Source organism: Amycolatopsis rhabdoformis (genome assembly GCF_035918295.1).
GTDB lineage: Bacteria > Actinomycetota > Actinomycetes > Mycobacteriales > Pseudonocardiaceae > Amycolatopsis > Amycolatopsis rhabdoformis.
Genome location: NZ_CP142149.1, coordinates 8,529,803 through 8,542,297, shown reverse-complemented (window position 1 = coordinate 8,542,297; position 12,495 = coordinate 8,529,803). Strand labels below are relative to the sequence as shown.

The 12,495-nt window shown below is 68.2% G+C and carries 14 protein-coding genes and 3 tRNA genes; 6 read left to right on the top strand and 11 right to left on the bottom strand.

Annotated features, from left to right (window positions below; all coding sequences use genetic code 11):
• Positions 1-5: 5 nt before the first annotated feature.
• The gene (locus VSH64_RS39560; RefSeq protein ID WP_326567858.1) at positions 6-1,346 is read right to left on the bottom strand and encodes a nucleobase:cation symporter-2 family protein; all 1,341 of its coding nucleotides are present in this window, start codon (positions 1,344-1,346) and stop codon (positions 6-8) included.
• A gap of 64 nt (positions 1,347-1,410) precedes the next feature.
• Here VSH64_RS39560 and VSH64_RS39555 point away from each other — a divergent pair, with 64 nt between their 5' ends.
• Both VSH64_RS39555 and VSH64_RS39550 read left to right on the top strand, forming a co-directional pair.
• Entirely contained in the window at positions 1,411-2,529 is a 1,119-nt protein-coding gene (locus VSH64_RS39555; RefSeq protein WP_326567857.1) for a 5-methyltetrahydropteroyltriglutamate--homocysteine S-methyltransferase, read from the top strand.
• A complete protein-coding gene (locus VSH64_RS39550; protein WP_326567856.1) occupies positions 2,526-2,843 on the top strand; it encodes an NIPSNAP family protein in 318 nt (105 codons plus the stop codon). The genes VSH64_RS39555 and VSH64_RS39550 overlap by 4 nt, the downstream gene beginning before the upstream one ends.
• Before the next feature lie 57 nt (positions 2,844-2,900).
• On the opposite strand, the gene VSH64_RS39545 is transcribed toward VSH64_RS39550, so the two are convergent.
• Positions 2,901-3,485, bottom strand: a complete 585-nt coding sequence (locus VSH64_RS39545; RefSeq protein ID WP_326567855.1) for a hypothetical protein — start codon at positions 3,483-3,485, stop codon at positions 2,901-2,903.
• A 277-nt stretch (positions 3,486-3,762) separates the two neighbouring features.
• On the opposite strand from VSH64_RS39545, the gene VSH64_RS39540 reads away from it, so the two are divergent.
• Both VSH64_RS39540 and VSH64_RS39535 read left to right on the top strand, forming a co-directional pair.
• Positions 3,763-4,428, top strand: a complete 666-nt coding sequence (locus tag VSH64_RS39540) for a rhomboid-like protein (RefSeq protein WP_326838158.1) — start codon at positions 3,763-3,765, stop codon at positions 4,426-4,428.
• Between the two features lie 91 nt (positions 4,429-4,519).
• Positions 4,520-6,835: a sensor domain-containing protein gene (locus tag VSH64_RS39535; RefSeq protein ID WP_326567854.1), complete on the top strand. Its 2,316-nt coding sequence runs from the start codon at positions 4,520-4,522 to the stop codon at positions 6,833-6,835.
• Here the strand turns inward: VSH64_RS39535 and VSH64_RS39530 are convergent.
• The 3 genes from VSH64_RS39530 to VSH64_RS39520 form a co-directional block, all read right to left on the bottom strand.
• The gene (locus VSH64_RS39530; protein ID WP_326567853.1) at positions 6,829-7,629 is read right to left on the bottom strand and encodes an arylamine N-acetyltransferase family protein; all 801 of its coding nucleotides are present in this window, start codon (positions 7,627-7,629) and stop codon (positions 6,829-6,831) included. The genes VSH64_RS39535 and VSH64_RS39530 overlap by 7 nt on opposite strands.
• 34 nt (positions 7,630-7,663) lie before the next feature.
• Positions 7,664-8,008 carry a YciI family protein gene (locus VSH64_RS39525; protein ID WP_326567852.1) on the bottom strand — a complete coding sequence of 115 codons (345 nt, stop codon included), beginning with the start codon at positions 8,006-8,008 and terminating at the stop codon, positions 7,664-7,666.
• 279 nt (positions 8,009-8,287) lie between these two features.
• Positions 8,288-8,881, bottom strand: a complete 594-nt coding sequence (locus VSH64_RS39520; RefSeq protein WP_326567851.1) for a class I SAM-dependent methyltransferase — start codon at positions 8,879-8,881, stop codon at positions 8,288-8,290.
• 171 nt (positions 8,882-9,052) lie between these two features.
• On the opposite strand from VSH64_RS39520, the gene VSH64_RS39515 reads away from it, so the two are divergent.
• Positions 9,053-9,256: a hypothetical protein gene (locus tag VSH64_RS39515; protein WP_326567850.1), complete on the top strand. Its 204-nt coding sequence runs from the start codon at positions 9,053-9,055 to the stop codon at positions 9,254-9,256.
• 138 nt (positions 9,257-9,394) lie between these two features.
• Here the strand turns inward: VSH64_RS39515 and VSH64_RS39510 are convergent, their stop codons facing one another.
• The 5 genes from VSH64_RS39510 to VSH64_RS39490 form a co-directional block, all read right to left on the bottom strand.
• Positions 9,395-9,673, bottom strand: a complete 279-nt coding sequence (locus tag VSH64_RS39510) for a hypothetical protein (protein ID WP_326567849.1) — start codon at positions 9,671-9,673, stop codon at positions 9,395-9,397.
• Between the two features lie 81 nt (positions 9,674-9,754).
• Positions 9,755-9,828: transfer RNA gene (locus VSH64_RS39505), tRNA-Phe, on the bottom strand.
• A gap of 31 nt (positions 9,829-9,859) precedes the next feature.
• Positions 9,860-9,933 (bottom strand) — tRNA-Asp (locus VSH64_RS39500).
• A gap of 47 nt (positions 9,934-9,980) precedes the next feature.
• Positions 9,981-10,053: transfer RNA gene (locus tag VSH64_RS39495), tRNA-Glu, on the bottom strand.
• A 623-nt stretch (positions 10,054-10,676) separates the two neighbouring features.
• A complete protein-coding gene (locus VSH64_RS39490; protein WP_326567848.1) occupies positions 10,677-10,931 on the bottom strand; it encodes a hypothetical protein in 255 nt (84 codons plus the stop codon).
• Between the two features lie 485 nt (positions 10,932-11,416).
• On the opposite strand from VSH64_RS39490, the gene VSH64_RS39485 reads away from it, so the two are divergent.
• Positions 11,417-11,836 (top strand): hypothetical protein, encoded by a 420-nt coding sequence (locus tag VSH64_RS39485; RefSeq protein WP_326567847.1) that lies wholly within the window; start codon positions 11,417-11,419, stop codon positions 11,834-11,836.
• Positions 11,837-12,054: 218 nt separating this feature from the next.
• Here the strand turns inward: VSH64_RS39485 and VSH64_RS39480 are convergent, their stop codons facing one another.
• Positions 12,055-12,258, bottom strand: coding sequence for a cold-shock protein (locus tag VSH64_RS39480; protein WP_020669570.1), 204 nt, complete (start codon positions 12,256-12,258; stop codon positions 12,055-12,057).
• Positions 12,259-12,495 lie beyond the last annotated feature (237 nt).

Genomic DNA, 12,495 nt, shown 5'->3' with positions numbered 1-12,495 from the left:
CACCTCTACGGCGCCGACAGCAGGTCCGGATCGCGGCTGCGCCCCAGGTGGTTGAACAGCAGGTTCAGCACGAACGCCAGGATCGAGGCCAGCGTGATCGGGCTGCCGCAGATCGTCTGCAGCCAGGTCGGGAAGTGCTGGAAGAAGATCGACGTGCCGAACCGGTCCGTGGCGAAGGCCGGCAGCAGGCCGACGCCGAGGGCCACCGCGATGATGAACGTGTTGTGGTTGCCCGAGAACTCCACCTTCTTGAGGTTCTGCACCCCCACCGCGGCCACCATCGCGAACATCACCACCGCGACCCCGCCGACCACCGGTTCGGGGATCGCCGCGATGGCGGCCCCGACCTTCGGCACCAGGCCCATCACCACGAGCAGGCCACCGGTCACGGCCACGACCCAGCGGCTGCGCACCCGCGTCATCTGCACGAGGCCCACGTTCTGGGCGAACGCGGTGTCGGGGAAGGAGTTCATGAAGCCGCCGAGGATGGCCGACACACCGTCCGTGGCCAGGCCGCGCGCCACGTCGGCGTCGGTCGCCGGGCGGCCCACGATCTCGCCGACGGCGAGCATGTCCGCCGTGGACTCGGTGAACGTCACCAGCATCACCACGCACATCGACAGCACGGCGGCGATCGGGAACGTCGGCGCACCGAAGTGCAGCGGCGACGCGAGCCCGAACCAGCTCGCCTGCCCGACTCCGCCGAATTGGGTCAGGCCAAGGGGAATCGCCACGATCAGGCCCACGGCGAGCGCCACGAGCGGCGCGATCTGTGCCACGAACCCGCGCAGCACGCGGGTGAGGATCACGATCAGCGCCACCACTCCGAGCGCGATGGCGATGTGCGAGGGCGTGCCGTAGTCGGGCGCTTCGGTGTCGTGGCCCGCGATCATCGCCGCGCCCGGGCCGAGCAGCGAGACGCCGATGACCAGCAGCAGCGTGCCGGACACGAGCGGCGGGAAGAACCGGATCATCTTCGCGAACGGCCGCGCGAGCAGCAGCCCGAACACGCCGGAGGCGATCATCGAGCCGTAGACCGCGGTGAGGCCGTACTGCGAGGCGATGAGGATCATCGGGTTGACCACGGTGAACGTCGCGCCCGCCACCACCGGCAGCCGCACGCCGACGAGCTTGCCGATGCCGATGGACTGGACCAGTGTGGCGAGGCCGGCCACGAAGAGGTCGGCGTTGACCAGCAACGCGATCGTGGCGGCGTCGAGCTTCAACGCACTGCCGACGATCAGCGGCACGGCCACCGAGCCCGTGTACATGATCGCCATGTGCTGCAGACCGAGCAGCAACAGCCGCCCGGCAGGCAGGCCTTGATCGACCGGGTGCTTGGTCATGAGCGGCCCTTCCACGCGGATCTTCCCGACGCATACTGCCGGTTTGTGTGTGACGATGCCAGGCATGACTCCGCGTCCCCCATTCCGTGCCGACCACGTCGGGAGCCTGCTGCGGCCGCCGGTTCTGCGCGAGGCCCGCCGCAGCCGCGCCGCGGGCGAGATCACCGCCGAACAGCTGCGGGCCGTCGAGGACGACGCGATCCGCGACGTGATCAAGATGCAGAAGGTCGCCGGCCTGTCCTCGGCCACCGACGGCGAGTTCCGCCGCGCGTCGTGGCACATGGACTTCATCTACGCGCTCGGCGGCATCTCGAAGAGCGACGAACGCCTGCACGTGAAGTTCCACAACCTCGCGGGCGACCTCGAGTTCAGCCCGCCGGGGCTGCAGGTCGACGGCCGCGTGCGCCTCGACGAGCCGATCTTCGCCGAGCACTTCGCGTTCCTGAAGTCCCACGTGGACGACGGCATCACGCCGAAGCTCACGATCCCGTCGCCGAGCATGGTCTACTACCGCGGCGGCCGGGCGGCGGTGAGCGAGACCGTGTACCCGGACCTGGAGGAGTTCTTCGCCGACCTGTCCACGGCGTACGCGGCGCAGGTGGGCGCGATGGCCGAGCTCGGCTGCCAGTACCTGCAGCTCGACGACACCAGCCTCGCCTACCTCAACGACCCGACGCAGCGCGAGCTCGTGGCCCGCATGGGCGGCGACCCGGACACGCTGCACCTGCGCAACATCAAGACGATCAACGCGGCGCTCGCCGGCAAGCCCGCCGACCTGGCCGTGACCACGCACCTGTGCCGGGGCAACTTCCGCTCGTCGTGGGCCGCGTCGGGCAGCTACGAGTTCGTGGCCGAGGCGGTGTTCGGCGAGCTCGCCGTCGACGGGTTCTTCCTCGAGTACGACGACGAACGCTCCGGCGGCTTCGAGCCGCTGCGGTTCGTGCCGGCGGGCAAGCGCGTGGTGCTCGGGCTGGTCACCACCAAGCGGCCGGAGCTGGAAGACCCGGACGCGTTGGTGCGGCGCATCGAGGAAGCCTCGCGCTTCGTCGACATCGACCAGCTGTGCCTCTCGCCGCAGTGCGGTTTTTCGTCCACGGAGGAGGGCAACGAGCTCACCACCGACGACCAGCTGCGCAAGCTCGAACTCATCGTCTCCACCGCCGAACGGGTGTGGGGCCGGTGATCACCTGCGTGGTCGACTACGTGATCGACCCCGCGAAGCTGCCCGACTTCGAACGCTTCGCCCACGCGTGGATGCGCCTGGTCACGCGCGAGGGCGGCGTGCACCACGGCTACTTCCTGCCGGCGGAGGGCGCCAGCGACGAGGCGCGGGCGTTGTTCAGCTTCGAAAGCCTTGCGGCGTATGAGCAGTACCGCACGCTGTTCGGCGTGGACCCGGAGTTCATCGCGGCGGATCGCATCCGGGAGGAGTCGGGCTGCGTGGTGCGGTACCGGCGCACGTTCCTGCGGCCGCTGCTGCCCGACGACGAAGCCTGACCGTGAACGGAAACGACCCCCGTCGGCGATTGCCGGCGGGGGTCGTTTCGGTGGGGCTCAGATGCAGAGGATGCCGAGCAGGCACGGCCTCGACGACGGCGGCGCCTGTGAGTGCGTGGGCGACGCCGGCGGAGGCTGGTTCGCCGAGCCGCCGCCCGAGCCGGGGTCGGTGCCGGTCGGTGCGGTCGAGGTGTCGGAGCCGCTGGTCGCCGTGCCGGAGTCGCTGCTCGTCGTCGTGCCGGGCTCGCCACCGCCGCGCGGGTTGAGCGGGTCGATGATCGAGGTGATCTTGGGGCTGCTGACCTCGGTGGTCTCGTCGCCGCCGCTGGAGTCGGAATCGGAGTCCTGACTCTGGCCTTCGATGACGGCCGGCGGCGGGCTCGATTCCGAGACGCCACCCGCACCGTCGGTGCGGTCGGGCATCTCGATGACCTTCATCTCGGTGAGGCCGGTGGCCTCGTCGTTCGCGGTGGTGCCGAACGACACCAGGATCGCCGCCGCGCCACACCCCACGACCACGGCTGCCATCACGGCGACCATGCGCCAGCGCGAACGCGAAGGCGGCGGCAGACGTTCGCCCCAACCTTCGCGCACGAGTAGATCGGCGACCGAAACCTCTTCGTCCACCAGCGGGCCTTTCACCAGGAGTGGTCCATTCATACCGCACTGGGCCACCGAACGGGTGAACAATGACAGAAAGTTCTACGCAGTGTGCGTCACTCTAGCGGGTGAGAATCACAGCGGTTTCACAGCTGCCCTTAGCGAAACTCCCAGGATGCCCGGAGAACCTGGACTAATGCTGCTGCGCGCCCGTCAGCCGGTCACCCTCCGAGAGTGGTGGACCGCTCGGCTCGTCGGCGACGGCGCACCCACCCGGGTGAGGCTGACCTGGCGCGTTGTGGTGCGCAGTGGCTTGCGTGTGCTGCCGAACCCGCGCACGACTCCGTTCACGTTCGGTTACCTCGTGGTGCTGCTCGGCACCACGCTCGTGCTGCGCTTCGCCGACCCCATCGTCACGGAGAAGCTGCTGCGGCTTTCGAGCACCGACGCCCACAACCTCTGGCGCCGCCCGCTGCTCTCCTTGTTCAGCAGCGCGCTGTGGCTCGCCGACGGCGGCTGGCTCGCCTACGCGATCATCTTCACCCTCGCGCTCGCCCCGCTCGAACGCCGCTTCGGCCCCGGCCGCACGGCGGTGGTGTTCTTCAGCGGCCACGTGCTGGCCACGCTCGCCACCGAAGTGCCGGTGATGCTGCTGATCAGCGGCGGCGTGCTGCCGACCACCGCGGGGCGCTGGCTCGACATCGGCGTGAGCTACGGCTTCTTCACCACGGCGGGCGCCCTCGTTTTCCTGTTGCGCGGGCGGGCGCGGATCGCCGCGCTGGTGGTGATGGAACTGTTCATCGCCGTGGTCTGGGTGTCCGATTCGCCCGTCAGCCTCGATTCCGTGGTCACCGTTCTGGGCCACGCGTGCGCGGCGCACTTCGGCTTCTTCTACTGGGGCCCACGGCTTCGCAGCTCCGGGAAACGACGTCTGCGAGGGCCTGGACCCCGGGAATTCGCGGAGCCGGCGCCGCGCGGCACCTGATATACGAAGGTTCCCCGGTGCATATACACGGCAGATCCCTGGGTGGTGTAATCGACGGGCCACACGCCGACACAGGGGGACCGGACGCACTATGGAGGCCGACGCCCTAGCCAAGGTGCAGCTCGCGGAGCTGGCCGAACGCTATCGGCGGCTCGTGGAATTGAGCGCCGATGCCACCTGCGTGCACGAAAACAGCGTGATCACCTACGCCAACCCCGCCGCCCTCAGCCTCTTCGGCGCGCGGACGACAGCCGAGGTCGTCGGCCGGCCGGTGACCGACTTCGTGGTCGCCGAGCAGGATCGCGGTGAGGACACCGAGGGCAAACCGCTCGAAACGGTCGTGAAGCGTGTGGACGGCAGCACTTTCGTCGTCGAGACGGTGTCCGTGCGCACGGGTTCGGCGACCCAGGTCGTGATCCGCGAGGTGGCCGGCCGCCTGGCCGAAGCCGCGCAGGCCGAGTTGGTGTCGCAGGCGAGCGACGCGATCGTGGCGGTGACGGCCGACGGGGTCGTCACGAGCTGGAACCCGGCCGCCGCCAGCGTGTACGGCTGGGCTGCCACCGAAGCCGTCGGACGACCGGTGCGTGAGGTGCTCGGCACCGATCCCGATCCCGCGGCGATCCGGCTCGCGGGTGGCGTGGCGCACCAGACACACCACCACCGCGAAGGCGCTCCGCTCTCGGTTCGCGTTTCCGCAGCTGAGATGAATGACGGGTACCTCCTCGTCTGCACTGACGAGACCGCACGCCGCCGAGCGGAGCAGCACTACCGCACGGTGGTGGCCGCGCTCGACGAAGGCGTGCTGGTCGTGGGGCCGAAAGGGCTCATCGAGTCGGTGAACCCCGCCGCGAGCCGCATCCTGGGCGTGCCGGCCGACGAGCTGATCGGCGTGCCGTGTTCCTCGCTCGTGCTCTTCGACGAGTCCGGGCGCCAGCTGCCGGAGGACGAGCTGCCGTCGATCTCCACGCGCCGCACCGGCGTCACGCACAACGGCCTGGTGCTGCGCCTGCGCCGCCGCGACGGCCGTGACGTGTGGGTGGCACTCACTTCTCGCTTGCTCGACCCGGACGATCCGGCGGGCGTCTCGGTGGTCACGTCGTTCACCGACATCACCGAACGGCGCGCGATCAGCGCCCGGCTGGCCCACGACGCGACCCACGACCCGTTGACGCGCCTGGCCAACCGCACGCTCGTGCTCGACCGGCTCGATCGCAGGGACCGCGCCGGCTCGACCACGGTGCTGTTCCTCGACCTCGACAAGTTCAAGATCATCAACGATTCCCTGGGCCACTCCGTGGGCGACCAGGTGCTGCGGATCGTCGGCGAGCGCCTGCGCCGCGCCACGGCCGCGACCGACGTGGTGGGCCGCTTCGGCGGAGACGAGTTCGTGGTCGTGACCACCGGCGTGCTCGACGAGGCCGAGGTGCGCTCCCGCGCCGGACACCTGCGTTCGGTGCTCGCGGAGCCGATTTCCGTGCACGGGCGCGAACTCCACGTGGACGCGAGCATCGGCATCGTCGGTGTGGCGGCCGGCGACCGGCGCAGCGCCGAAGACCTGCTGCGCGACGCGGACATCGCCATGTACCAAGCGAAAGCCCTCGGCCGCGGCCGGTATGAGTTCTTCGACGTGTCGCTGCGCGAGCGCATGCAACGGCGGCTGCGCATGGAACAGGACCTGCGCGACGCCGTCCACAGTGGACAGCTCTGGCCCGCGTACCAGCCGGTGGTCGACCTGCACACCGGCGAGATGGTGGGCGTGGAGGCGCTGCTGCGCTGGACCCACCCCGACCACGGCGCTGTGTCGCCCGCGGAGTTCATTCCGCTGGCCGAGGAAAGCGAGCTGATCAACGAAATCGGCAAGTTCGTGCTGCGCGACACCACCCGTGAGGTGGCGGCGCTGCGTGCGTCGCGTGGTCTGGACCTGTCGTTGAAGGTGAACGTGTCCGTGCGCCAGCTCGAAGACCCGCAGCTCGTGCCCGCGGTGCGGGACGTGCTCGCGACCACGGGCCTGCCGCCGTCCGCGCTGTGCCTCGAGGTCACGGAAAGCGCCCTGATGCGCGACGCGGCCGCCGCCGGAGAAGTGTTGGCAGCACTGCGTTCCCTCGGTGTACTGCTCGCGATCGACGACTTCGGCACGGGGTATTCGTCCCTCGCGCAGCTGCGTCAGCTGACGTTGGACACGCTCAAGATCGACCGCTCCTTCATCACCGGCATCGCCGAATCCCGCGACGCGGCCGCCATCGTGGCCAGCATCATCGCGATGGCCCACGCGGTGGGCCTGACCGTGGTGGCCGAGGGCGTCGAGACCGCCGAGGAGCTCGCGCTGCTGCGCCAGCTCGGCTGCGACCAGGCCCAGGGTTACCACCTGGGCCGGCCGCTGCCCGCTGCCGAGCTGTTCGCTCAGTAGCGCTTCTTCAGCTCGGCGAGCTCTTCTCCGTCGAGCACGATGTCGAGGTCCAGCAACGTCTTTTCGAGGTTCTCGGGTGCGATCGTGGTGGTTTTGTCTTGCTCACCGGGCCGGGATTCGGTGAGCTCACGCCCGATCAGCCGCCGCAGCCGTCCGTCTTCGAGGCGCATCAGGATCAGCCGCCCGAAGAACACCGACTGCGGGTGCGTGGAGATGTAGTGGTGGTACACCTCGTAATCCACCGGTCGGCTGTGCACGTCGGTCAGGAACTCGTGCAGGTCCTCCCACGAGTTTCGGTCCTGCTTCTGGAACACCCACCAGCTGCCTCTGCGGACAAGCCGATGCGGCCACCCACCCTGATCGACGACCACCCCGTCCTCCAACGCCATCGGCACCAGCATCCCGGTCCCGAACCCCACGTCGACGAGGTACGGCGTGCCTTCCGCGGTGACGATCAACGTCATGTGCGTGTACGGCCCGCCGCGGTCGGGCTGCACCCGGGCGACCGTGCGCTGCACCTGGTAACCCAGCCGCTCCGCGACGGCCGCGAACAGCCCGGCGTGCTCGTAGCAGTACCCGCCCCGGTGCCTCCCGACGAGCTTCGCGGCGACCGCCTCCAGCCCGATCCCCTGGTGCCGCCCCAACACGACATCCACGTTCTCGAACGGAATCGCCTCGACGTGCGCCCGCGTCAACGCCGTGAGCGCCGCTGCCGTCGGCGGCCGCCGCTCTTGCCCGACCCGCGCCAGGTACGCGTCGAGGTCCACCGCGTCGATGTTCCACTCCCCGCTCATGGTCACCAGGGTGCAACCTCGACCCCGGTGCAGGTCAAGCCTCGTGCACGACCCTGCGCACCTCCACCGCCGTGTACTTCGCGTCGGGAATCTGGGCGGCGAGCTCGAGCGCCCGGCCCTGGTCCTTCACGTCGACGAGGTAGTAGCCGCAGAAGAAGGTGTCGCTGCCGTGGATCAGGCCTTCTTCGTGGGTTGCCTGGTCGTCGCGCACCCTCACGATCGTGCTTTCGGTCGGCTCCGCCAACGCCTTGGTCTCCAGGATCTCGGCGGCGTTGTTCTCCATGAAGGCACCGTGGCCGGCGTAGACCTCTTGCTTGGCGTCCTCGGGGAGGGTGTTCCAGAGGGCGGGGGTCATGGTGAGGGTGAGGAAGTACTTCATCGGTGGCTCCTTCGGTTGGTTTCACCGGGTGGTCGGAGCCGGGGTGGTGGACCGGACATGGGTGCGGGAAGTTTTTTCGGTGGTCGTTGATCCGGCTCGTTCGCCGGTTTCGAGAATCGCCACGCCGGCCGGCGAGATCGCTGGTCCGACTCGTTCGCCCGTTTCGGGAATCGCCGCGCCGGCCGCCCAGATCGCTGGTCCGACTCGTTCGCCGGATCGGTGCCGGTTCTTGCCGGATCGGTGCTGGCTCTTACCGGATCGGTGCTGGCTCTTGCCGGTTCAGAACCGGCTGACCACCGCGTACCGCTCGTCCTCGATCACGGCACCCCACAGGGCCGGATCGTCCAGCTTCAGGACCGTCGCCTCGCGCCGATGGCCGAGCACCAGCCCCTGGCACTGCTCGGCCGTCAGCCCGGCCCTGGTCGCCCACCTGCCCTCGACGAACACCAACCGCCCACCCGGCCGCAACAACCCGCACCACCGCCCCACGGCAGCCGCGGGATCGGCCATCGCCCACAGCACATGCCGCACCAGCACCACGTCACAGGACTCCGCCTCACACGGCGGCTCGGCCACATCACCTCGCCGCCAGTCGACGCTCACCCCACCCACCCGCGCCTTCTCCTCCGCGACGCCGATCATCCGGCCCGACAGATCCACCCCGCACACCGCGTAACCCGCCTGCGCCAACAGCACAGCCAGACTGCCCGTGCCGCACCCCAGATCAACGACCACCGCGGGCGCCGCCGGCATCAACGACAGCAACAACTCCCGCCACGCCGCCCGCACCCCGGCGTCGCGCAACCCATGGTCAGGCTGCTCGTCGAACGTCGCCGCGTGCTCATCCCAAAACCGCCCGACGTCCTCCACCACGCCGTCGATCCTGCCAGCCCCCACCGACAACCTCGGCTCCTTCGCTCACGGCGTTGGTGCGAATGGAGCAGCTTGACCGCCGGCCCCACGGGGCACGCTCCTGGTGTCCCCGTTCGGGCCTCGGAGGTGACGATGGCTCAACGCAAGCGACGGTGGTTCATCCCACCACCGATGCCACGCAAGACGGCGCTGATCCTCGCGTTGATGAACACGACGCTGGCTGCCTACTGGGTTATCGCCGAAGTGTGGTTGTTCGCCGACGTGACCAACTTCTTCACCTGGCTGACATCGGCGATCTGGGTGGCCAACGCGGTCTACTTCTGGGCCGCCTACATCCGTGCCCGCCGCGGACGATCCCACGCCGACCACGCCTAGAGTCGCTACCTCGGATGGCTGCCGCACGGCAGTGCGGTCTACACCGCCTCGGCCCGCCTGACCGGCGCCTACCAAATCGGCGAGACCCAGATCCCTATCGCACACTCGGGAGGTTCTTGTGATCACCACCGGGCCGGTTCACAAATCCAGGTAACGGCGCTCCGCCTCCAACAGTGTCGCCCCGAGTCGGCTGTCGATGGGCCACGAGTCGACGATCGCGTGGGCCATGCCGCTGCGGCGGTGGCCCCGAGGTGGCACTGTGCCCGACGCGATCTGGTCCTTGATGGCTTCCAGGTGGGCGCGGAAGTACAGGAGCTGTCCGCCGATGGTGTCTTGGGCTGCCTTCGCCGCGATCTCGCTGTCGATCGCGGCGAGGGCGGCCTCCACGGCGTCCAGGGCGTTCTGCGGCTTGGTCATCGCAGTTCCCGCTCCTCAGAGTGGCCGTACCCGGAAACGAGAAAACCGCCCCGACTTGAGTCGAGGCGGTTTCTGGGCTTGTGGCCAGGGCCGGGGTCGAACCGGCGACCTTCCGCTTTTCAGGCGGACGCTCGTACCAACTGAGCTACCTGGCCGGGAACGCCGGCTAGCAGCCGAACGATCTTGCGACCCTGACGGGACTCGAACCCGCGACCTTCGCCGTGACAGGGCGACGCGCTAACCAACTGCGCCACAGGGCCTTACTGGTACTGCGTCTTTCCGATACTGCATCTAGCTGGGTACTGCGTACTCCCAACGGGATTCGAACCCGCGTTGCCGCCTTGAAAGGGCGGAGTCCTAGGCCACTGAACGATGGGAGCCCAGCCGGTTTCGGCGAACCGACCGACCGCGCTCTCAGGTTCCCCCGGGAGCGATTACAAGCATAGGGCACGCCGCCACGGCTTTACACCGGGGGGTGACTAACTCTCCGGCAAGGTCATGACCTGCAACAACACCCATCGTACGGCCGATCCCGACCCGACGACGGCGAGGACGGACCGAGGCGACGGAGCGGCCGACCCGGCCAAGGGGGCCAGCGCGGAAGCTCGCCGGCACTCCGGACATCGATCTTGAGACGCAAAGGCAGCCTGCGCCGACGGCGGTCGAAGACCGAACCAGGCACCGGAGCTCAACGCTCGACAGCAACCCAGCAACCCGGCGACTCGGCGACTCAGGGCGCCACATGCGCCAGGCAAAGCCACCGCGACACCAGCCACCGCCAAGCGGCAGGCCAACACCACATCGCAGTCGCGGCCGCAGCCAGTCGAAACCAAACCCGAGCCGCCCACAACCACAGCAACCCGGCCACACCCACGGCATCACACCGTCACAAAACCAGCCAACGCCGACTCACCCATCGACGCAGCACGAAAACAACTCACCACAGCAGCCCCACCGCGGAGCCGCCCCGAAACCCGAGACCCGACCAACCCGAGACCGGACCTCAGCGCTGAACCGGCGCCTGTCCGCCCTCGTCGAGGTCGAGGCCCAGCATCTCCAGCAGCTGGGCGCAGTCGTCGACTCCCAGCGCGCCGTTCGCGACGGCCAGGCGGGCACGCCGCACTTGGTCGTCGGAGACGCGTTGGGCGTCGTTGGCCCCGCGTTGTGTCGGGACGCCGCCGCCGGTCAGCGACGTGCTGCCTCCATCGGCACCTTCGTACCGAAGGAGGAACTGTCGAACTTCCACAGACCCGCTCATGGCCCCTCCGCCCGGTTCTGAACAACTGGCCGCGAGGCTAGCCAGCGCGAAGCGCCACAGGCAGCCCCCCGGAGAGTGAACCTGGGAACACTCTCCGCACAACCCTGTGCAATCGCCGAAAACATTCACAAGATCGTGAATGTGAAGCGGAGTGTGGATTTCTCACGGGTTCCACTCGCCCAAGCCCGGAACTCGTGCAACAATCGATGGTGCTGACACACCCCCGGTCAGCGCCTGTGGAGATCCCCTCCGACCCCCGCGTTCCTCCCCCTGGCGCGGGGGTCTCTCCATTTCCGCGGTTTTCCGCGATGACCTGCCGGGACGCACCTTGCGCAACACCTCAGTACAAGGTCAACTCACGGTCATTGAACGGCGTTTACCGTTGGGCTGATCAGGTGATCGAATAGGCTCAATGAGCGACAGAATTGCGTGTGTCGTGTCTCACAGTCGTTTGTTTGTCGAGACCCAACCGTTATCGTGTTCGCGTGCCTCTTCCCTCACTCGGCCGCCTCGGCAGCCGTACGAACCTGAAGGCCGTCTCGTCCGGACGGCACCGCAACGCCGCCAAGCAGGCGGGCGAAGAAGTCGTCGAGGACACGGAGCTCACCAGCTACCTCGCGGCACTCGCTCCGGACTCGGACCCGGAAAGCACCGGGACCGGCAAGCGCTTCGGTGAAGCGCAGGTTTACCAGCTCCGCATGAACCTCATCGCGAGCCAGCAGCTCAAGGAGATCGCCAACGAGCGCGACATCTCCCCGCAGGCTCTGGCGATGGAGTGGGTCCTCGAGCGCCTCTCCTGGGAGGGCCAGGCCTCGTCGGCGCAGGAGCGCCGGCACTCCGACGCCATGACCGACGAGTTCAGCTTCCCGAAGGACGCCTTCGACGAGCCGCTTCTCCCCCGCTGACCAACCAACGCGCTGAGCGTTCGAAAGCAAAAGCCCCCGGATGCCAACGCCCGGGGGCTTTTTCGTGACCGGAAGTCACGCTGGGTCAGCAAATCGTTGTGACGTCAACAAAGTGTTGCCCCGCAACGAACTGTGTCCGCACAAGAAAAAGGGAACTCCCGGCGACGATCTCGCCGGGAGTTCCCTACTCAGGCCTGAGAAAACGCGTTGGGCCTGTCTCAGATCGGGCGAACCTTCTGGGCCTGCGGGCCCTTCTGGCCCTGGCCGACCTCGAACTCCACTCGCTGGTTCTCCTCGAGGGTGCGGAAGCCGCGACCATCGATCTCCGAGTAGTGCACGAACACGTCACCTTCACCGCCGTCCTGAGCGATGAAGCCGAAGCCCTTCTCCGCGTTGAACCACTTCACAGTGCCTTGCGCCACCGCTGTACTCCTCGTAACAGATCCGCTTCGAATGCCACCGAAGCAGCACCCCGGCCGTCCCGGGCGGTTCCAACGAGTCGAGCGAAGAGCTGTCGGGCCCCACGGCTCGCGTCAGAAGTTCCGCGAGTGTGAAGCCACGAACACGCAAAACGACGGCCTGCTCAGCAGCCTACCGGGATCTGGCCAAATCTGAAGCCCGTGATCTCGCAGACCGGTTCACAGACCCGCACGTCACCG